Annotated in this window: 18 protein-coding genes and 1 tRNA gene; 13 read left to right on the forward strand and 6 right to left on the reverse strand. The window is 66.6% G+C overall.

All coding sequences use genetic code 11. The annotated features are described in order from the left end of the window. Positions 1 to 2: 2 nt before the first annotated feature. Complete coding sequence (locus ACQU6B_RS00210) at positions 3 to 710, reverse strand: FhaA domain-containing protein (protein ID WP_430868040.1); 708 nt, start codon at positions 708 to 710, stop codon at positions 3 to 5. A gap of 46 nt (positions 711 to 756) precedes the next feature. On the opposite strand from ACQU6B_RS00210, the gene ACQU6B_RS00215 reads away from it, so the two are divergent. From ACQU6B_RS00215 to uvrA, 3 genes are all read left to right on the forward strand, one after another. Then, positions 757 to 840, forward strand: a tRNA-Leu gene (locus tag ACQU6B_RS00215). A gap of 141 nt (positions 841 to 981) precedes the next feature. Then, on the forward strand, positions 982 to 2,349 hold the full coding sequence (locus tag ACQU6B_RS00220; RefSeq protein WP_430868041.1) for an amidohydrolase family protein: 1,368 nt from the start codon (positions 982 to 984) through the stop codon (positions 2,347 to 2,349). A 125-nt stretch (positions 2,350 to 2,474) separates the two neighbouring features. Continuing rightward, positions 2,475 to 4,934, forward strand: a complete 2,460-nt coding sequence (uvrA, locus tag ACQU6B_RS00225) for an excinuclease ABC subunit UvrA (RefSeq protein WP_430868042.1) — start codon at positions 2,475 to 2,477, stop codon at positions 4,932 to 4,934. Between the two features lie 32 nt (positions 4,935 to 4,966). On the opposite strand, the gene ACQU6B_RS00230 is transcribed toward uvrA, so the two are convergent. After that, positions 4,967 to 5,500 carry a type 1 glutamine amidotransferase domain-containing protein gene (locus ACQU6B_RS00230; protein WP_430868043.1) on the reverse strand — a complete coding sequence of 178 codons (534 nt, stop codon included), beginning with the start codon at positions 5,498 to 5,500 and terminating at the stop codon, positions 4,967 to 4,969. A 128-nt stretch (positions 5,501 to 5,628) separates the two neighbouring features. Between ACQU6B_RS00230 and ACQU6B_RS00235 the strand changes: the two genes are divergently transcribed. The 7 genes from ACQU6B_RS00235 (at position 5,629) to ACQU6B_RS00265 (ending at position 12,919) form a co-directional block, all read left to right on the forward strand. Further along, positions 5,629 to 6,198 (forward strand): AAA family ATPase, encoded by a 570-nt coding sequence (locus ACQU6B_RS00235; protein WP_430868044.1) that lies wholly within the window; start codon positions 5,629 to 5,631, stop codon positions 6,196 to 6,198. Between the two features lie 271 nt (positions 6,199 to 6,469). Beyond that, positions 6,470 to 7,525 carry a LacI family DNA-binding transcriptional regulator gene (locus ACQU6B_RS00240; protein WP_430868045.1) on the forward strand — a complete coding sequence of 352 codons (1,056 nt, stop codon included), beginning with the start codon at positions 6,470 to 6,472 and terminating at the stop codon, positions 7,523 to 7,525. A gap of 65 nt (positions 7,526 to 7,590) precedes the next feature. Next, positions 7,591 to 8,355 carry an ATP-binding cassette domain-containing protein gene (locus tag ACQU6B_RS00245; RefSeq protein ID WP_430868046.1) on the forward strand — a complete coding sequence of 255 codons (765 nt, stop codon included), beginning with the start codon at positions 7,591 to 7,593 and terminating at the stop codon, positions 8,353 to 8,355. After that, positions 8,352 to 9,467, forward strand: coding sequence for an ABC transporter permease (locus ACQU6B_RS00250; protein ID WP_430868047.1), 1,116 nt, complete (start codon positions 8,352 to 8,354; stop codon positions 9,465 to 9,467). The genes ACQU6B_RS00245 and ACQU6B_RS00250 overlap by 4 nt, the downstream gene beginning before the upstream one ends. A gap of 2 nt (positions 9,468 to 9,469) precedes the next feature. Further along, positions 9,470 to 10,495 carry an ABC transporter substrate-binding protein gene (locus tag ACQU6B_RS00255; RefSeq protein ID WP_430868048.1) on the forward strand — a complete coding sequence of 342 codons (1,026 nt, stop codon included), beginning with the start codon at positions 9,470 to 9,472 and terminating at the stop codon, positions 10,493 to 10,495. 118 nt (positions 10,496 to 10,613) lie between these two features. Continuing rightward, positions 10,614 to 11,978 carry an FGGY family carbohydrate kinase gene (locus ACQU6B_RS00260; protein WP_430868049.1) on the forward strand — a complete coding sequence of 455 codons (1,365 nt, stop codon included), beginning with the start codon at positions 10,614 to 10,616 and terminating at the stop codon, positions 11,976 to 11,978. Positions 11,979 to 12,028: 50 nt separating this feature from the next. Further along, entirely contained in the window at positions 12,029 to 12,919 is an 891-nt protein-coding gene (locus tag ACQU6B_RS00265; protein WP_430868050.1) for a hypothetical protein, read from the forward strand. A gap of 35 nt (positions 12,920 to 12,954) precedes the next feature. On the opposite strand, the gene ACQU6B_RS00270 is transcribed toward ACQU6B_RS00265, so the two are convergent. Both ACQU6B_RS00270 and ACQU6B_RS00275 read right to left on the reverse strand, forming a co-directional pair. Continuing rightward, positions 12,955 to 13,944: a LacI family DNA-binding transcriptional regulator gene (locus ACQU6B_RS00270; RefSeq protein ID WP_430868051.1), complete on the reverse strand. Its 990-nt coding sequence runs from the start codon at positions 13,942 to 13,944 to the stop codon at positions 12,955 to 12,957. A gap of 76 nt (positions 13,945 to 14,020) precedes the next feature. Further along, positions 14,021 to 14,749: an SDR family oxidoreductase gene (locus ACQU6B_RS00275; RefSeq protein WP_430868052.1), complete on the reverse strand. Its 729-nt coding sequence runs from the start codon at positions 14,747 to 14,749 to the stop codon at positions 14,021 to 14,023. Positions 14,750 to 14,925: 176 nt separating this feature from the next. Here ACQU6B_RS00275 and ACQU6B_RS00280 point away from each other — a divergent pair, with 176 nt between their 5' ends. Genes ACQU6B_RS00280 through ACQU6B_RS00290 form a run of 3 tightly spaced genes read left to right on the forward strand, consistent with a single transcriptional unit; the run spans position 14,926 to position 18,406 of the window. Then, positions 14,926 to 15,627, forward strand: coding sequence for a nucleoside/nucleotide kinase family protein (locus ACQU6B_RS00280; RefSeq protein WP_430868053.1), 702 nt, complete (start codon positions 14,926 to 14,928; stop codon positions 15,625 to 15,627). Next, a complete protein-coding gene (locus ACQU6B_RS00285) occupies positions 15,624 to 17,093 on the forward strand; it encodes a mannitol dehydrogenase family protein (protein ID WP_430868054.1) in 1,470 nt (489 codons plus the stop codon). Before ACQU6B_RS00280 ends, ACQU6B_RS00285 begins: the two co-directional genes overlap by 4 nt. Before the next feature lie 32 nt (positions 17,094 to 17,125). Further along, entirely contained in the window at positions 17,126 to 18,406 is a 1,281-nt protein-coding gene (locus tag ACQU6B_RS00290; RefSeq protein ID WP_430868055.1) for an AGE family epimerase/isomerase, read from the forward strand. A gap of 34 nt (positions 18,407 to 18,440) precedes the next feature. On the opposite strand, the gene ACQU6B_RS00295 is transcribed toward ACQU6B_RS00290, so the two are convergent. Together ACQU6B_RS00295 and ACQU6B_RS00300 are read right to left on the reverse strand one after the other, a co-directional pair. Continuing rightward, positions 18,441 to 18,677: a hypothetical protein gene (locus tag ACQU6B_RS00295; protein ID WP_430868056.1), complete on the reverse strand. Its 237-nt coding sequence runs from the start codon at positions 18,675 to 18,677 to the stop codon at positions 18,441 to 18,443. Between the two features lie 5 nt (positions 18,678 to 18,682). Next, entirely contained in the window at positions 18,683 to 19,906 is a 1,224-nt protein-coding gene (locus tag ACQU6B_RS00300; RefSeq protein ID WP_430868057.1) for an inorganic phosphate transporter, read from the reverse strand. Between the last annotated feature and the right edge of the window lie 70 nt (positions 19,907 to 19,976).

The raw sequence follows: 19,976 nt of genomic DNA on the forward strand, positions 1-19,976 counted from the left end.
GCCTAGTCTTCTCCGTCCGCGGCAATCCCATCCCAGTACATGATGGTGGTCCGGCCTATCGTGATGGCGTTGCCGTCTAGCAGCGTCACCTCGTTAATTCGTTGGTCTTCCACGAACGTACCGTTTGTTGAGCCCAAATCCGTGAGGATGGTGCCATCGGGGGTGACTTCGAAGCGAATGTGCTGCCTTGAGACGCCGGAATCGTCCACGACGATGTCCGCCTCGGACCCGCGGCCCACCGTGGTGTCCGCGCCCGTGAGGTTGTAGCGGGTGCCGTCGACGTCCAACAAGGGATAGCGGGACTGCGGGTCGCGGGAGGTGACAGGGGCCGCGGGGCCGCGCGTGGTGCGCGACATCACGGCGTACCGCCCGGTAGCGAGCGACTCGTCCTGCTTGAACTCGACGGAGACCGTACCGACAAAGCTGTAGCGCTGGCGCTCCGCGTGCTCCTGCAGGGAGTCCTTGAGTTCGTGTTCGAGAGCGTCCTCTCCCCAGCTCGTGACGGTGGCGTGATCCGTGGGGGATAGGGACACCGAGTACTCGTTGGGGGTGACAGTTCTATTGCGGTCAACGACCGCTGCGCGCGCGTCCGACTCGCGCTTGAGGGCGCTCGCGAGTTCCACCGGCTTGACGCCGGACTTGAACGACTTTGCGAACGCCGTTTGCACAGCGTTCTCCACGCCCTTCTCGAACCGGTCTAGTACGCCCATGGTGACATCGTATATGGGTGGAAATCGTGTTACAGTTTCTCGGCGCGCGCGAGTGGCGGAATTGGCAGACGCGCACGGTTCAGGTCCGTGTGTTCGAAAGGACGTGGGGGTTCAAGTCCCCCCTCGCGCACAAGTGGAAAGCCCTGGTCTTCGGACCGGGGCTTTCTTGTTTTCCGGGCTGGGTTACAGCCCCCTTGGCTGCGGTGGAGACGGAAACTCGCTGGAAATCTCCCCATGGTCAACTTGGCCTCCTAACGAGGAGGACGCGACCATGGCCGTGCACATACTGACAGCGGACATTGTGGTGCCGATGACCGGCAACCGCGAGGTATTGACCGATGCGGGGGTCGCGATCGACGACGGCGTGATCGTTGCCGTCGGGCCGACCGAGACGCTCGCCGCAGAGTATCCAGGCGCACCCTCCCGCCACCTGCCCGATCATGTCTTGATGCCGGGGCTAGTCAACGCCCACCACCACTCGGGGATGTTGCGCGGCACCGCCGAGGCGCTGCCGGTGTGGGAGTGGCTACGACTTCACATAGACCCGATGCACCGCGTGCTCCTCCCGGAGGACGCGGAGGCGGCGTCGTGGCTCTGCTACGCCGAAGGTCTCCTGTCCGGAACCACCACCGTCGTGGACATGTGGCGCTATATGGACGGCTCCGCGCGCGCCGCATCGGCCCTGGGAAACCGCCTCGTTACGGTCAATTACGTGGGGGAACACCCCGACTACGACTACTTTGACACGCTCGACGACAACGAGAGAATGCTGCAGGAGTGGTCAGGGGCCGCGGACGGTCGCATCATGCCGTGGGTGGGACTAGAGCACCCCTTCTATGCCGATGCGGAGGGGCAGAAGCGGGCGATTCGGCTCGCGCAGCAGTACGACACCGGCCTCTACACGCACTGCAGCGAGTCCGAACTGGACGTCACTCTGTTCCGTGAACGGACGGGCAAGCGTCCCATGCACGCGCTCGATTCGCTGGGCTTCTTTGACGTCCCCCGCACCATGATCGCGCACGCGGTCTGGCTAGACGAGGCGGAGATCTCCCTGCTCGCGCAGCGCGGGGGCAGCGTCTCCCATAACCCGGTGAGCAACATGAAGCTGGCGAGCGGCTTCGCGCCGGTAAGCGAGATGCTGGGTGCGGGGATCGCGGTCGGGCTCGGCACCGACGGCGAGAAGGAGAACAACAACCTGGACATGTTCGAGGAGATGAAGGTCGCGTCTCTGATGGGCAAGCTGCGCAAGATGGACGCCGCGGCGATGGACTCGTGGCAGGTGCTGGAGATGGCGACCTGGGGCGGGGCGCGGGCGATCGGCCAAGGGGATCGACTCGGATCGCTCGAGGTAGGCAAGCAGGCGGACCTGATCGCCGTGCGCACCGACACGCCGCGCATGACCCCGCTGATACCCACCGGGCACTACCTCAACATTCACCACAACCTGGTTCACGCGGTGCGCGGCGGCGATGTGTCGCTGACCATGGTCGCCGGCAAGGTCCTGGTCGACGACGGAGAGCTCACGACGGCGAGCATGCCGGACCTGATCGCGCGAGTGAGGGAGCTGGTGCCCGGTCTCTTTGACCGTCGTTCCGCTTATCTTCAGCAGGCCGGCGAGCAGACCGGGCTGATGACCTAGCCCGGCGAGCGCCCACGAGAGGGCGATTTCGGAATAGATCGCCTCTTCACGACGCTGTCACCTTCGTGTCTCACATCACGCGCGGTGCGAGACCAGGGATCGGTGAGCGAGAGGGCGGTGGATGCATGTCGGAGCACGACGTAGACGGTTGGGTCAGGGTTCGCGGAGCCCGAGAGCACAACCTCAAAGGGTTCGATATCGACATCCCTCGCGACTCGATTGTGGCCTTCACGGGAGTATCCGGATCGGGCAAGTCGTCGCTCGCCTTCGGCACGCTCTATGCAGAGGCTCAGCGACGCTACTTCGACTCGGTTGCGCCGTACGCGCGGCGGCTTCTCAATCAGGTCGGCACACCCGATGTCGACGAGATCTCCGGGCTTCCCCCTGCGGTTGCACTGCAGCAACGCCGTGGCGCGCCAAGTTCCCGCTCCTCCGTGGGAACAATCACCACTCTGTCCAACTTGCTGAGGATGCTCTACTCCCGTGCTGGCACGTACCCGGAAGGCGCTAAGCACCTCGCCGCGGAGGCCTTCTCCCCCAACACCGTGGCGGGGGCGTGCCCCCGGTGCCATGGGCTCGGGACGGTGCACGACGTCACCGAGGAGCTCTTGGTCCCGGATCGAGCCTTAAGCATTCGGGACGGCGCGATCGCGGCGTGGCCAGGGGCCTGGCAGGGCGCAAACCTCCGCAGCATCGTGCGCGGGCTGGGTATCGACCTCGACACGCCGTGGAAGCAACTCCCGCAGCGGGACCGCGACTGGCTTCTCTACACCGAGGAGCAGCCGTCGGTCATGGTCGAGCCCGAGGAGGGGCGCGTTGACCATGGCTACTACGGAAAATTCTGGAGCGCCCGCCAACATGTGATGCACGTGTTGGCGCAGTCGCAGAGCGAGCGCATGCGCGAGCGCGCGCTTCGGTTTGTGCGCAGCATCGACTGCCCCGACTGCGAGGGAACCGGGCTGCGTCCGGAGGCGCGTGCCGTCACATTCGCCGGGCGCACCATCTCCCAGATGAACGATGTGCCGCTGTCTGATCTCGCCGCCGCGTTGCGCAACAACGTCGACGCGGGCGTAAGCCAGGCGTCGGGCGAGGCCGGCGAGGCGGCGCAGCGCATCGCAGCGGATGTTGTGGGACGGGTTGATGAACTGCTGAGTCTCGGCCTGGGGTACCTGAGCTTGGGTCGCAACTCCACCACGCTTTCTGGAGGCGAGTCCCAACGCTTGCGCATCGCGACGCAGCTGCGCTCCGGGCTGTTTGGCGTGGTCTACGTACTGGATGAGCCCTCCGCCGGGCTGCATCCCGCCGACGCTCAGCCGCTCCTCGATGTGTTGGACCGGCTCAAAGATTCCGGCAACACGCTGTTCGTGGTGGAGCACGACCTGGACGTGGTGCGCCGGGCGGACTGGATCGTGGACATCGGTCCAGGCGCGGGCGAGGGCGGCGGGCACGTGGTCTATTCGGGTCCCGTGGACGGTTTGCGAGAGGTCAAGGAGTCGGTGACCGCGAAGTACCTTTTCCCCCAGCAGGCACCACGACGCAGGGAACTGCGCACGCCCGAGGACTGGCTACGGCTCAGCGGGGTCTCCAGGCACAACCTCGACGACGTGTCGGCCGAGTTCCCCCTACGCGTGATGACGGCGGTCACGGGAGTATCCGGATCGGGTAAGTCCACCCTCGTGACGCAGGCCCTGGCTCACGTGGTGAGGGGCCACCTACGCACGCAACCTGACGACCCGGAAGAGGTCGTGCTGGACGTCGACGTAAAAGCGGCGTCGGGAGTCGAGTCGCTCGACCGTCTGGTGGTGGTCGATCAGCGCCCTATTGGCCGCACGCCGCGGTCCAATCTAGCGACGTATACGGGACTCTTTGACGTGGTGCGCAAGGTGTTTGCCTCCACTGACGAAGCGAAGAACCGGGGGTATAACGCGGGTCGATTCTCGTTCAACGTGGCGGGCGGCCGCTGCGAGGAGTGCAAGGGTGAGGGCTTCGTCTCCATCGAGTTGATGTTCCTGCCCGGCACCTACGCGCCGTGCGACACGTGCCACGGCGCGCGCTATAACGAGCCGACTCTAGAGGTGAAGTACCGCGGCCACTCGATCGCCGATGTGCTGGAGATGACGGTCGATGCGGCTGCCGACTTCTTTTTCGACGTCCCGGCCGCCGCGCGGAGCATCCAGGCACTACGCGACGTGGGTCTTGGCTACCTCAGGCTCGGCCAGCCGGCCACCGAACTCAGCGGCGGCGAGGCGCAGCGCATCAAGCTGGCGACCGAGCTGCAGCGAGCGAGCCGCGGGCACTCGCTTTACCTGCTGGACGAGCCGACCGCTGGCTTGCACCCCGCGGACATTCGACTGTTGTTGGATCAATTGCAGCGACTTGTCGACGCAGGCAACACGGTGGTTCTGGTGGAACACGACCTCGCGGCCATTACGGACGCCGACTGGGTCATTGACCTGGGTCCAGGCGGGGGAGACCGGGGCGGCAAGGTGATCGCCGCAGGCACTCCGGCCAACATCGCAAGCGGGCGCGGTCCCACCGCCGTCCACCTCGCCACCTGGCTCCAACGCCAAGAACCCCCCGCGTGAGCGCGGAGGGTTCTTGGATGGCGCGGTGACTTCTACTTCGCGGCGTCTACGACGGCGGCGCTAAAGGCGTCGAGATCCTTTGGCGAACGCGAGGTGAGCAACGTCCAGCCGAGCTCCTCGCACTTCTGAAGCTCAACGTCGTTCCACGTCGCACCAGCGTTCTTGAGGTCGGTGGCGAGGGACGGGTACGAGGTGAGCGTCTTGCCCGCCGCCGCGCCGGCCTCGGTGAGGATCCACGGCGCGTGACAAATCGCGGCGATGGTCTTACCCGCCGCCACGAAGCTCTTGACTAACGAGACCGCTGTGTCGTCGGTGCGGAGGTTGTCCGCATTGATGGTTCCGCCGGGGATGACCAGGACGTCAAAGTCTTCCGTGTCGACGGAGGACATCTCCACGTCCGGCAGGAGGGTCTCGCCGGGGTCCTTGTCGCCCACCAGGGTCTGGATGGGGTCCAGGGACGGGGAGGCGATGGAGACAGCGATTCCCGCTGACTTCAAGGCGTTGAGGGGGCTTGTGAGCTCGTCCTGCTCGGTGCCGTAGTTGGTGCTGATGATGAGCGCTGACATGCGGTACTCCCGTCCTAGTGGCTGGTTACTTTCATTGGGGTAACCACTCCCACGCCGTCCTCATTCCGCGGCCCAACTGGGCGCCTTGTCCATTGGGTCGTCCCAGGCGGTGCGGCTAGGGTACGGATGTGACCGACTCCCCATTGGCGATTCTCATGACCGGCGCCCCGGCGTCGGGTAAGTCGACCACCGCGGCCGAACTTGCGCGCATCACCGGCGCAGCGGTGCTCGACCAGGACTCGATGACCAATCCCCTGGTCGACGTGATCGCGGGCGTCACCGGTGCCGCCGACTATGGCGACCCGCGTGTCGCCGCGCTCACCCGAGACGCGCGTTACGAGTGCCTGCTCCAGGTGGCCTGCGACTGTCTGCGCTCGGGAGTTTCCGTGATTTTGATCGCGCCCTTCACGTCAGAGCGGGCTGACCCGGCGGCGTGGGAGCGACTCGAGGCCCGGCTGGCCGACGCGGGCGGCGGCGTGCGGATGGTCTGGATCCGGCTGCACCCGGACGTGATCGTGGAACGGCTGGTCTCGCGAGGCGCGGCCCGCGACGCGGGAAAAATCAGTGATACCGCCAGTTACCTGGCAACTCTCAACCTCGAGGCGCCGGTGGCGCCCCACCACGAGGTGGACGGCACGCTCGCCGCGGACGCGCAGGCGGCGCGTATTGCCGCCGCGCTAGACGCCCCCAGCACGTAACGTTTCGACACCGCGGGCCCAGCCGCGCGGCTGAGCTCGCGCCCGCGCGGGGTCGCCTAGGGGCGCTCTGTCACGGCTTGGTAACGAAGATGACACCGATGTCAATGATGGCTTGACAACGGTGTCATCGAGCCACAGAATGGGAACCGCAGTCCCCATGACAACGATGACATACCTCAACGAGGAGGGTGATTTTAATGCAGCTTGCGAGCGCTCACACATCAACATCACCCGCCATCGTGGCCGTCGTTCGGGCCGCGGGAGCCGTGTCATGACCGGCCGCAACGAACCCATCCTTCGCGACGTCGCCCAGATGGCGTCCGTCTCGATCAAGACCGCTTCCAGGGTCCTCAACGACGCCCCCGGCGTCGCGCCGCTGACTCGCGCCAAGGTCCTCGCCGCGATGAGCGCGCTCGACTACCGCCCGGATCCCGCCGCCCGCACCCTTCGCGCCGGCCGCGACCGCAGCGTGGGGGTGGTCGTCGAGAACATCGGCGACGTCTTCGTCGCGGCGCTCGTCGCCAGCATCGAATCCCGCCTCTCCGACGCCGGCTATCAGGTGCTCATCACCTCCAGCCACCGCGACGTTGACCGCGAGCGGGTGATCGTGCAGGACTTCCAGCAGCGCCGATGCGCCGGCGTGATCGTCATGCCGACCACCGAGGACAGCCTCGTGGGCTTGCGGCTGGGCAATCTGCCGGTCGTGTTCGTTGACCGGGTGGGCCAGCACGCGGGCTCGCAGTCGGTGGTGTCGGACGACTTCGAACTGACTCGCCTCGCGACGCAGCACCTCATCAGCCACGGGCACCGCCGCATCGGCATCCTGAGCGACTCGCAGAACGTGCCCACGACGCGCGACCGTCACGCCGGGTTCCGCCGCGGCATGGCGGACGCGGGTCTCGCCATGGACAGCGACTTGGTGCGGGACGACTGCCCCGACGAGCGCTTCGTGCGCGACGCGCTCACCGACCTGTTCGCGCTCGACAGCCCGCCCACCGCGCTGATCGCGACCAACACGCGCCTGTCGCTCGGTGTGGTCCCCGCGCTGCACATGGCGGGGCGCACGGACACCGCGTTTCTGTCGTTCGGCGACTTCCCGATGGCGGAGAGCCTCACCCCCGCGGTCACCGTGATCGATCACTCGCCGCGCCGCCTGGGCGAGATCACCGCGGACACGATGCTCGCGCGGCTGCAGCCGGGCGACGCGGAGGTGTCTACGGACCCCATCGTCGTGCCGGCGGGCCTGATCGTCCGTGGCTCGGGAGAACTTCCGCCGTACACCGCGGCGCCACAATTTACTGCTGCCGTGGCATCCGACACGGACTGACTCTGGCGAATCGATAAGGGAATGGAAATGACCAGTGCTGCAACTACCTCAGGAAGGGGTCAACGATGACAACACCTATCTATGAAGCCCGCGACATCGTCCGGACCTACGGCTCCGTGCGTGCGTTGGAAGGCGCCAACTTTGACGTCCGTCCGGGCGAGATCTCCGCACTCATCGGCGACAACGGCGCCGGCAAGTCGACGCTGGTCCGCATCCTCTCCGGCGCGGACCAGGCCAACTCCGGCCAGATCCTGTTCAACGGTGAGCCCATCAACCTCGACAACCCCACTGACGCACGTCGGCGCGGCATCGAGACCGTGTTTCAGGACCTCGCGCTCGCGAACCACTTGAACCCCATCCAGAACATGTACCTGGGCCGCGAGATGATGAAGTCCGGCTTCCTCGGCACGCTCGGCTTCATGCAGCGCACCGAGATGCGCAACCAGGGCAGGGCAGCGTTCTCCGCGCTGGGCGCCACCGTGCGCGACTTCTCCGGCCCGGTGGGCGGCATGTCCGGTGGACAGCGCCAGGCCATCGCAGTGGCACGCGCCGCGGCGTGGGCGAGTGAGGTCATCTTCCTCGACGAGCCCACCGCCGCGCTCGGAGTAGTACAGACCAAGGGCGTGATGGACCTCATCCGTCGCATCCGCGACAAGGGCATCGCAGTCGTGCTCATCAGCCACTCCATGCCGCACGTGCTCGATGTCGCGGACCGCGTTCACGTCCTGCGTCACGGCAAGCGCGTGGCAGTCATGGACGCCAAAAAGACAAACGTCGAAGAGCTGGTCGGTGCAATGACCGGCGCGCTAGATGGAAGGGAAGCAGCGTGAGCCTTCAAACAGAAGCCGCGGTTAACGGCCGCGAGACCGAAGACAGTGTGATCCGCCAGCCGCTTGGTGCCCGACTGGGCCATGTGCTCAAGTCGCAGGCCATGCAGATTGTGTTGGTGTGGCTCGCGATCGTGACGATCTTCTCGGTGCTGAGCCCGGGAGCGTTCCTCGACATCGCCAACTTCCGCAACATCGCGATCAGCGTGTCGATCCTCGCGATCCTAGGCGTGGGAACGACCTTCATCATCGTGACGGGAGGAATCGACCTCTCAATGGGCTCGGTCCTCGTGTTCAGCGGCGTGGTCGGCTCCATGGTGATGGAGAGTCTTGGCGACGGCGAGGGCTGGTTCGTGGCCGTGGCCGGAATCCTGGCGGCGCTCATCTCCGGACTCTGTTGGGGCCTCCTCAACGGGTTCCTGGTCGCGAAGGCCAAGGTGCCAGCCATGATCGTCACGCTGGGTACGTTCGGCGCGGCGCTGGGCCTGTCCCAGGTCCTCACCAGCGGTATCGACCTGCGTGCCGCCCCCGAGGTGCTGGTTGACTCCGTCGGTTTCGGAAGCCTGTTCGGCGTCCCTAGCCTCGTCATCATCGCTACCACCGTCGTGATCTTCGGCATCATCCTGCTGAACCACACCAGGTTCGGGCTGCGCACCTCCGCCGTTGGCTCGAACGCCGAGGCCTGCCGCCGGGTCGGAATCAACGTGGACCGCCAGCTCATCAAGGTCTACGCGCTCGCCGGTCTTCTCGCTGGCCTCGCCGGCGTGCTGAACCTGTCGTTCTTCCGCTCCACGACTATCGCGGGACACAGCCTGACGAACCTCGACGTGATCGCCGGCGTAGTCATCGGTGGCACCAGCTTGTTCGGCGGAATCGGAACGGTCTTCGGCACGCTCGTCGGCCTCTTCATCCCGGCCACGCTGCGCAACGGCTTCGTGATTCTGGGCGTCGAGCCCTACTGGCAGCAGGTGGTCGTCGGGGCGTTCCTCGTTGGCGCCGTCTACATCGACCAGACGCGAAGAGCCGCGAACTCTCGCGGCACTACCAGAGAGTCTCTCTACAAACGGATTTTCCACCGCAAACGCAGTACACACAACAACCGAAAGGAAAGTTAGACATGCGTCACGTAACCACCATTAAGGTAGCCTCGATAGCTGCCGCCATGGCGTTCACGCTAGCTGCTTGCTCAACGTCGAGCGAGTCCGATTCAAGCGCCTCCGCAACCGGGGAGGCAAGCACGAGTGAAGCCACCGCAAACGCCAACGAAGAGTTGAGCGTCGCCTTCATCCAGGGCGTCATCGGCGACAACTTCTACATCTCCATGGAGTGTGGCGTCCTCGCCGCTGCCGAGGAGATCGGTGGGATCGACGTCAGTGTCCAGGGTGGCCAGAAGTGGGACCCCGCACTGCAGCAGCCCATCGTCACCTCGGTCATGGCCACCAGCCCCGACGCGATCCTGATCGCGCCGAACGACATTTCCGCACTCCAGCGCCCTCTCGAAGAGGCGGCCAAGGAGAGCAAGGTCGTCCTGGTGGACACCACCGTTGAGGACCCGTCCTTCGCAGTGTCGGAGATCGCTTCCGACAACGTTGGCGGCGGCGCGGCAGCGTTCGCGGCAATCCAGGAAATGGTGCCTGAGGGCGGCCAGGTCCTGGTCATCGACAACCAGCCCGGCATCTCGACCTCGGACGCTCGCGTTCAGGGCTTCGAGGAAGCTGCAGCTGCGGACCCGAACTTCGAGTACGTAGGTGTGCAGTACGCCAAGAACGAGCCTGCCAAGGCTGCCGAGATCGTGACCTCGACGCTCCAGCGTTACCCCGACCTGAAGGCAATCTTCGCGACCAACATCTTCAGCGCTGAGGGTGCCGCAACCGGCATCGAGCAGGCTGGCGTTGCTGGCGAGGTGCAGGTTGTCGGCTTCGACGCCGGCCCCGCACAGGTCTCGGCTCTTGAGGACGGCACCGTTCAGGCGCTCATCGCTCAGCAGCCCTACCAGATCGGTTACCAGGGAGTACAGCAGGCCGTGGCAGCACTTCGCGGCGAAGCAACTGAGCCGATGATCCAGACCGGCTTCACCATCATCACCAAGGAAAACCTCGACTCAGAAGAAGGCCAGGCGGCGCTGTACGCGTCCACCTGCTAGTTCACTGCGATCGACGGTGGCTCTCCCGGCTCAAAGCCGGGAGGGTCACCGGGTCGGCGCGGCGCGAGCCCCGACCCCCCCCACACAAGCTTTCACACCATCAATGGAAGGGGCCACTGTGTCCGCACGCTTTGTAGCAGGCCTCGATTTGGGCAGCACCGGCGTCAAGATCCTCGTCCTGGACGAGACGGGCGAAGAGCTCACTGTCGAGCAGGTCCCCACCCCGTGGGTCATCGGCCCTGGCGGGACTACTCAGCTGGAGTCGGCGGCGTTGATCACGGCGATCGGCTCACTACTGCGACACGCGGCCGATGCGGTCGTCGAGCACACCGCCGACCCCGACGCACGCATCGCCTCCGTCGCGGTCTCCGGGATGGGCGAGACCGGCTTCCTGATCGATGCCAACGCAGCGGCAGTGGCACCAGCCTTTGCCTGGTTCGATCCGCGCGGCACCGAGCAGGTGGCGGCGATGCCCCAGGAGTTGCAGGCCGACTTCGCGGGACGCACCGGCCTGCCCCTGGGCGCCCAGGTCTCGGTCGCCAAGATCCTGTACCTGCGCGACCACGGCCTCGACCTCACGGGACTGCGCTGGCTCAACCTTCCTGAGTTCGTGGCGATGGCCTTGGGAGCCGAGCCCGCAGCGGAGCTGTCGTTGGCATCGCGCACCGGGCTGCTCGACCAGGACACCGGCGAGGCGTGGCCGGAGATGCTCGCGTACCTCGGCGTGAACGAAGACTTTGTTCCTCCGCTGGTGGGCGCGGGAGCCTTCCTCGGTTCCGCGACCGGGGATTGGCTGCCGACCGCATTCCGCGACGCGGCCGTCACGGTCGCCGGCCACGACCACCTGGTGGCGGCGGTGTCGGGGGGAACCATCCCCGGCAGCCAGTATCAGGTGTCGATGGGCACCGCCGAGGTGATCCTGCGCGTACTCGAGGAGCCCCCGTCACGGGAGGCCCGCGAACGCCTCGCTGCTTACCTGATCAACTGCGTGCGCCACGTCGTGGACGGCCAGTTTGTGCTGGTCGCGGGGGTGAAGACCGGGCTTCTGATGAGGCGCGGGCTGCAGTTGTTCGGGATCGATGATGCCGAGAGCCGTGATCGGCTGGACCGGCAGGTCTGCGCGCTGGCTCCCGGGGGGCACCTTCCCGAGGGGTCGGTCATCGTCCGCGGCGCACGCAACGACGACGGCGTACTGAGCCTCACGATTCCGGCGGACGGCGTGACGCAGGCGGAGGCCTTCCGCGCGATCCTCCTGCACGGCAACGACGAGATCGCGATCCTGCTCGAGGCGATGAACCGCGAGGTCGCCCCGGCCACGTCGACCCTGCTGTCCGGCGGATGGTCGGCGATGTCGAGTGTCCGCGAGGCCAGGTCCCAAGTCTTACCCAACCTGCGAGTGTCTACCCGCTCTCAGGACACCGCATTTGGTGCGGCCATGGCGGCAAGCGCCCTGGTAGACGCCACTGCAGCTAGGTCGCTCTAACGACAGTTTTGCGCGACGCAAAAAGACCCCACTACTAAATGGAGAACACCATGGCTAGGAATGAACTCAACACCCGAGAGAAGCGCGCAATGGCGGCAATCTCGACCGACGCAGGCAACATGCTCATCGTTGCCGCGGACCAGCGCAACGGCATGAAGGCCGTCATGACCGATGGCCCCGACGGAGCCGTCACGTTCGAGGAGCTCGCTGCTGCGAAGGCCGACCTGGTCCGCTACCTCGGCAACGAGGCGTCGGCGATCCTGCTCGACCCCGAGGTCGCACTGCCCGCGATCCCCGACAACGGCGTACTGTCCCGCGACACGGCACTGGTCGTCGGCATGGACGCGTCCGGCTTCGAAGAGGTCGATGGCCTACGCTTCACGCGCTTCGTGCCCGGCGTGACGCCGCAGACCGTTCTCGACCTTGGTGGAGACGTCGCGAAGATGCTTTGGTACATGCGTTCCGATCGCCAGGACGCCGCCTCGCGCGTTGGCCAGGAAATCAAGGAACTGGTCTCGGCCTGCGAGGCCGCCGGCCTGCTGCTGATCGTGGAGATCCTCGCGTACCGCCTCGACGGCGAAAGCGAAGAGGAGTACGCGGCCAAGCTGCCCGAGCTCGTCGCCGGCGCCACCCGCGTGTCCGTCGAGTGCGGCGCGAAGGTCCTCAAGCTCCAGTACCCCGGCTCCGCCGAGGCCTGTGCAGCCGTCACGACCGCAGCGGAGGGCGTGCCGTGGGCAGTGCTGTCGGCTGGCGTCGACCACACCACGTTCATCGGCCAGGTTCGTACCGCGGTCGCCAACGGCGCCAGTGGAGCCATGGCGGGTCGCTCGTTGTGGAAGGACAGCCTGTCCGTGAACCACGACGTGCGTGCGGACCTGCTGACCAACCGTGCGGTTCCGCGCCTGCGCGAGCTTCAGGACGCGGTCGACCGCGTCAAGTAGAAGGTCTTCGTGCCTGCGGGCGTCTCGGGGTGCTGCTAAGCGCTCGGGGACGCCCGCACGCTCGACTCGCGCACGATCAGCTTTGTGGGCACCTCGACGCGGCGAGGGAAGTCGCCGTCGGGCCGCGCGATGCGATCGAGGATGCGCTGTGCGGCGAGCTCCCCCACCCTCCGCGGGTCCTGGTGCATCGCCGAGATTGCCGGATACAGGGCATCCGCAAGCGGAAAGTCTCCGAAGCTGACCACCGCGAACTGCCGGTCTCGAAGCGCCGGCGCCAGCGCCATGGCGGACCTGGGATTCGCCGCGAAGATCGCCGTGGGGGGCTGGGGAAGCGCGAGCAGCCCGTCGAGGGCCGCGCCGACCGCCGCCGGATTGGAGTCGACGAACAACTCGAGCGCCGCATCGGGCCCGATCCCCGCTTCGTGCAGCGCGGACCGGTAGCCCTCGAGCCGGGCCTTTGTGGTCGAGACCATGATGCTGTCGCTGAGGAACACCACTCTCCGGTGCCCCAGCTCGATCAGGTGGCTCACGGCGGTGTGCGCCCCGCGCTTGTCGTCGGACTCCACCAGGTCCGCCGTGACGTTCACGGGCGGTCGGTCGACGAACACGATGGGCAGCTGCTTACTCCAGGGGGCCAGATAGGCCTGGTCCAAGCTCGTGGGCGCGAGGACGAACCCTTGCAGCCGACGGCTGAGTAGCGCCTCGACGCGCTCCCTCTCCAGATCCTTGTCCGCGATGGACGCGACCACAGTAATGAGGTGGTTGTCCGCTGCCACGGCGTCGAGTCCCTGCACGAGCGCGGCGAAGAAGGGGTCGCAGAGGTCGGGCACCGCGATGCCGATCACGGGAGAGCGGCCCTGACGGAAGGTCGCCGCGAGGCCGTTGGGGACGTAGCCGAGTTCGCTAATGGCCCGCTCGACGCGCTCCCGGGTCTCCGGGGCCACCTGAGGGTCCCCGGTGTGGACGCGGGAGACGGTCTTAATTGACACGTCCGCCGCGCGCGCCACGTCGCGCATGCTCACCATCGCGTTCGGCCTCCTCGGCTATCTCGAAAACATCTCGCCGATGCCCGCCGACTTCAGGGGCCGACTACCCGTCGTATTAGACGGCGGTGTAGCCGCCATCGATCGGCAGGTGTGCCCCAGAGATCATCGATGCATCGTCGCTTAGTAGGAACACTACCGGTGCGGCGATCTCGTCTTGGGTAGCCCAACGTCCCAGCGGCATCTGCGCGAGGAACGGCTCGCCGATTTCGGGGCGTCCCCAGTAGAACTCGGACATCTCCGTCATGACGACGGTCGGGTTCACGCTGTTGACGCGGATGTTGTACTTGCCAAGCTCCAGCGCGCTCACCCGGGTGATGTTGTCGACCGCGGCCTTGGACGAGCCGTAGGAAATGTGGTTGGCGAGGGCCACGAGCGAGGCCTGGCTGGAGATGTTGACGATGGCCCCGCCGTTGCCGAGTCGGATCATCGAGCGGGACGTGTACTTGGTGACCAGCAGTGTGCCCCTGGCGTTCACGGACATGACCTTGTCGAAGACGTCGATGTCCGTCTCCATGGGAGTGGCGATCTCGCCGCCATAACCCCCGCAGTTCACGACGCCCCACACGTCGAGGTCGCCGAGGGCCTGGGCGATCTCCGCCTCGGAGGAGAGGTCGAACGCGAGGGTTCGGCAGCCGGTGCTTGCGCTGATCTCCTCGAGGCTTTCGGCGGTGCGTCCACTGGCGATGACGTCGGCATTCGCCGCGACAAGGTGGCGGACGATGGCGGCCCCGATGCCCCCCGAGGCTCCGGTTACCAGAATGGGTCGCTGCTTAAAGTCGGTCACGGTAGTGCCTTTCTACGTCGTTGTAGCTGGCCCGCCCTTGTCCCGGGACAGCGCCGTCTTGATCCACAGGCTAGCCGATAATGACATCGGTGTCATCATGTCTTTGACATCGATGTCATGGATGCGTAACCTCGAACCTGTAGCGACCTGAGATATGGGCTTTTAGAGAGGCGACGATGCCAGAGACGAGTAGCGACCGGGTTGTCGAGATGACCCTCGCGGAGCTTGAGGCGCGCGCGCGCGACTTTCTGAGCCGACCCGGGCGCACGATGCTGGGAATCACCGGCCCGCCGGGCGCCGGCAAGTCGACTCTGACGCAGGCGCTGGTCGCCGCGTTAGGCGCCGATGTGGTCGTGGTGCCGATGGATGGGTTCCACCTGTCCAACGAGCTTCTCGAGGAGATGGGACGCAGGGACCGAAAAGGAGCCCTTGACACGTTCGACGTCGCGGGCTACGTGGCGCTGTTGCGACGGATACGCGACCGCGAGGAGGACGTCTACGCGCCCCGGTTCGATCGCGACCTCGAGGAGTCGATCGGCAGCGCCCAGCGCGTCCCGGCCACCACCCCGCTGGTCGTGACCGAGGGCAACTACCTGCTCTCAACGGAGGGCGGCTGGGCGGAGGTCCGCGACGCGCTGGATGAGGTCTGGTACGTCGACCTCGACGCGCACGAAATCGAGATAAGGCTGGTGGCGCGCAGGGTGGGCCACGGGGACTCGCCCGCCGCGGCGCGCGACTGGGTTGCGAATGTAGACCTGCCCAACGGTGTGGGCGTCGCCCGCTTGCGTGAGCGAGCCGACCTGATTGTCCAGCTGCGGGAAGCCCCGGCTGGTGAGGCAAGTGCCCCCGACCGGCAAGACCATAAGGAAACGTCATGACCATGCTCTCCAGTGATGCGCTGCAGCACCTCGCGCCGCACGTGCTGCTTCCGGACTACGACCGCGCCGCGGTGAAGGTGGGCATCGTCCACATCGGTGTAGGCGCGTTCCACCGTTCCCACGAGGCGCTGTACGTGGATCGACTGTTGGGCGCCGACCCCCAGTGGGGGATCTGCGGAGTGGGGGTACGCCCGGCGGACTCAGTCACGCGCGACGCGCTCGTCCCCCAGGACGGCCTCTACACCCTGACGACCGTCGACCCCCGCGCCCAGCGCGAGGTCCGCGCGGTGGGCAGCATCGTGCGCTACCTGCACGCGCCCGACGACACCGAGGCCGTACTCGAGCAGATGGCGGACCCGGCGGTTCGCATCGTCTCGCTCACCATCACCGAGGGTGGCTACGGGATCGACGATGCCACGGGCACCTTCTCTCCCGTCGACGACGCCACTCGCGCCGACATGGCGGGCGCGAGCGTGCCCACCAGCGCGTTCGGGATGATCACGGAGGCCCTGCGCCGCAGGCGCGCGCAGTCAGCGGCGCCGTTCACGGTGTTGTCCTGCGACAACGTGCAGCACAACGGGAGCGTCGCGCGGAAGGCCCTATTGGCGGTCGCCGAGGCCATCGACGCCGATCTCGCCCAGTGGATCGCGCAGAACGTGGCCTTCCCCAACTCGATGGTGGACCGTATCACCCCCGGTACGACTGAGGACGTGCGCAGTAGCGTCGCGAGGGACATCGGGGTAGAGGACCGCTGGCCGGTGCGAGCGGAATCCTTCCTGCAGTGGGTGCTCGAGGACAACTTCCCCACGGGTCGGCCGGACTGGGAGGCCGCGGGCGTCCAGATGGTCACCGACGTCGAGCCCTACGAGTTGATGAAGTTGCGCCTGCTCAACGCGTCACATCAGGTGATGAGCTACCCGTCGTTGCTACTGGGATTCACCTGGGTCGACGACGCCTGCCACGACCCGCAGATTGTGGCGCTGCTCGCGGGCTGGATGCGCGAGGCGCGCGTGACCCTGCTCCCGGTTCCCGGGGTGGACCTCGACCAGTACTGCCTGACCCTCATCGAGCGGTTCGGATCGCAGGCGGTGCGCGACACCCTCGCGCGGCAGGTCGTCAGCTCGTCGGACCGGCTACCCAAGTTCCTCGTGCCGGTGATCGCAGACCGCCAGCCCGGCGAGCCCGGCCCCTACGGGGTCTTCGCGCTGGCCGCGTGGAGCGTTTGGCTCGCCGAGGCGCTGGCCAACCAGGGCGCGGACATCACGGACGGGCGACGCGACGAGTTGCTGGCGGCCGCCGCGCGAGAAGAGTCCGGCGATGCCGGGGCGCTCCTCGACGTGGGCGCGGTCTTCGGCACCGTTGGACAGGACGCAGAACTGCGCGCCGCCTACTGGCGTGCGCGCACCGATATTCGTGAACACGGGGTGCGCTCGGCGCTGGCCTCGCTGTTGGCCGCCGCGCGATGAGCGCGGCGATGGAAAACCATCAAGGCGCAGGGATGCGCGACGAGGAGACTGCTATTTCTAACGTGAAGCCGATCAACTGGCTCGGAACCCCCGCCCACGCCCGCTGGCTCGAAGGCCACTTCGACGGTCTGTTGAACTTTGGCGCCGCGAGCTCCATCAGCACCGGGTTCGGAAACCTCGACGCCGACGGCAAGGTCGCGCCGTCGCAGCCGGCGGACTTCTCCGAGCTTTACGTCACGTGCCGAATGATCCACTCGTACAGCCTCGGCACCTTGTTGGGCCGACCGGGTTGCGCGCCCTTGGTCGATCATGGGCTGGAATCCCTGCGGGACAACTTCGCTGACACCGTGAACGGTGGATGGTTCTCCAGCATCAACACGGACGGGCCGGTGGACCGCTCCAAGCAGGCCTACGCGCACGCGTTCGTCCTGCTCGCGACGTCGTCGGCGACGGTCGCGGCCCGCCCGGGCGCGGACCTGCTTTTGCAGGAGGCGATGGCGGTGCACCTGGACCGGTTCTGGTGCGAGGACGAGGGCATGGCACTCGAGGGTTGGGATGAGGCGTGGACTGAGAGCGAGTCTTACCGGGGAGTCAACGCCAACATGCACACCGTCGAGGCGTATCTCGCGGTGGCGGACGCCACCGGGGACCCGGCCTGGCGCTCGCGAGCCCTGCGGGTCCTGAAGCGCGTCTTTGGTTACGCAAAGGAACAGAGCTGGCGCATCCCGGAGCACTTCTCCGCGACCTGGGAGCCCCTACCGCGCTTCAACGAGGACGACAAGGCTCACCCCTTCCGGCCCTTCGGTGCCACCGGTGGCCACGCCTTCGAGTGGGCGCGGCTGGCCCTGCACGCGCGGGCAGCTGAGCTCGAGGCGGGCAATACCGAGCAGGAGCTCGCCTGGCTACTGGACGGCGCGAGCCTGCTCTTCGAGACCGCGGTGGCCGACAGCTGGGCGGCCGACGGCGCGGACGGCTTTGTCTACACGAACGACTTTGACGGTGTTCCCGTGGTGCGCGAGCGGATGCACTGGGTCGTGACCGAGGCGCTGGGCGCCGCGGCCGCGCTCTGGCGCGTGACCGGCGACGACGGCTACGCCCGTTGGTACGCGGCCTGGTGGGACCACGCCGCCACGTACTTCCTCGACGGCTCGGGATCCTGGATTCACGAGTTGGGGCCGGACAACAAGCCCTCGTACACCGTCTGGGCGGGTAAGTCGGATGTCTATCACGCCGCTCAGGCGGCGCTCATCCCACGCCTGCCGCTGGCGCCAACCCTGGCATCGGCCGTCGGCAGGGGCCTGCTCGACACCTAGCAGGGCGCTTATTGCCCAGCCGGCGGGAAATGAGTCAGTGCCCGCCGGCGGCGATGTAGATGATCGCCCCCGCCACGGCAACAATGATGACCGTGAAGCACGCGCCGGCCGTCACGCGGCGAGCTAGCGCTACGGTGCCGTCGGGACGGCGAGCACCTGGTCCGGCCAGCGCGCGCACGCCCAACGCGAAGAGAGCGGGCAGGCCCGCGCCAAAGAGCAGGCCAACCACCACGATGTTGGCGATTGCGTCAAGTTCGAAGTAATCCGACATCGTCCCTACTCAGCCCCGCTCTTGCTCTTCTTCTTCTTGCGGCGCTTGTTCTTGATGCGCAGCAGCGACGGGTCGTGCTCGACGACCGACTGCGCGACCACGGACTCGTTGTCCGCAGCGGACTCCCAGTCGTCGTTGACGTTCTTCGAGTCCACCTTGGTCAGGCGAGAGCGCAGGAAGATGAAGGTGGAGACCACCACGAGCAGGCCGAACACGATGTAGGGACCTAGGTTGCCGCCAATAGCGTCCTCGATGAAGAAGCACACCGCGCCCACCGCGGCGGCGGAGGGCACCGTGATCATCCACGCGGCGAACATGCGCCCGGCCACGGACCAGCGCACCTTGGCGTCCTTCTTGCCCACGCCTGACCCCAGGATTGAACCCGTGGCGACGTGCGTGGTGGACAACGAGAAGCCGAAGTGGCTCGACGCGAGGATGATCGCAGCGGAGGATGTCTCGGCGGCCATGCCCTGGCGCGAGGACAGTTCGACGAGGCCCTTCCCGAGCGTGCGGATGACCCTCCAGCCGCCGATGTAGGTGCCGATCGACATGGCGAGGGCACAACTCAGCACTACCCAGAGCGGCACGCCCGAGTCCGACGGGACCGCCCCGGCGGCGATGAGAGCGAGCAGGATGATGCCCATGGACTTCTGCGCGTCGTTGGTGCCGTGGGCGAGGGAGACGAGGGACGCCGAGCCGATCTGCCCCCAGCGGAAGAGCCTGTCGTTCGTGTCTTCCTTCACGTCCCTGGTGATGCGCAGCACCAGCCACGTGCCGACCGATGCGACGGCGATGGCCACGACGGGCGCGATGAGGGCGGGCAGGAGGACCTTGCCCACCAGACCCGACCACAGCACCCCGCTGGTGCCGGCCGCGGCGATGACGGCTCCGACGATGCCGCCAACGAGGGCGTGCGAGGAGGAGGAGGGGATGCCAAAGAACCACGTGATGAGGTTCCAGACGATGCCGCCGACGAGACCCGCCAGCACCACCTCCAGCGTGACGACGCCCGAGTTGACGATTCCGGTCGCGATGGTCGCGGCCACCGTGAGGGACAGGAAGGCGCCCAGCAGGTTGAGAACGGCCGACAGCCCGACCGCGTGCTTGGGCTTGAGCGCGCGGGTGGCGATCGAGGTCGCCATCGCGTTGCCCGTGTCGTGAAACCCGTTCGTGAAGTCGAACGCGAGGGCGGTCGCTACGACGAGCACGAGGAGAATCGGATCGGTCACGTACTCCATCGTGTCTCGACTCCGGGGTCACGTTGTAGGTACATGGTCACCCATCCGGCGAGGCGCCGAG

This window comes from Demequina aurantiaca (genome assembly GCF_050598105.1).
Lineage (GTDB): Bacteria > Actinomycetota > Actinomycetes > Actinomycetales > Demequinaceae > Demequina > Demequina aurantiaca_A.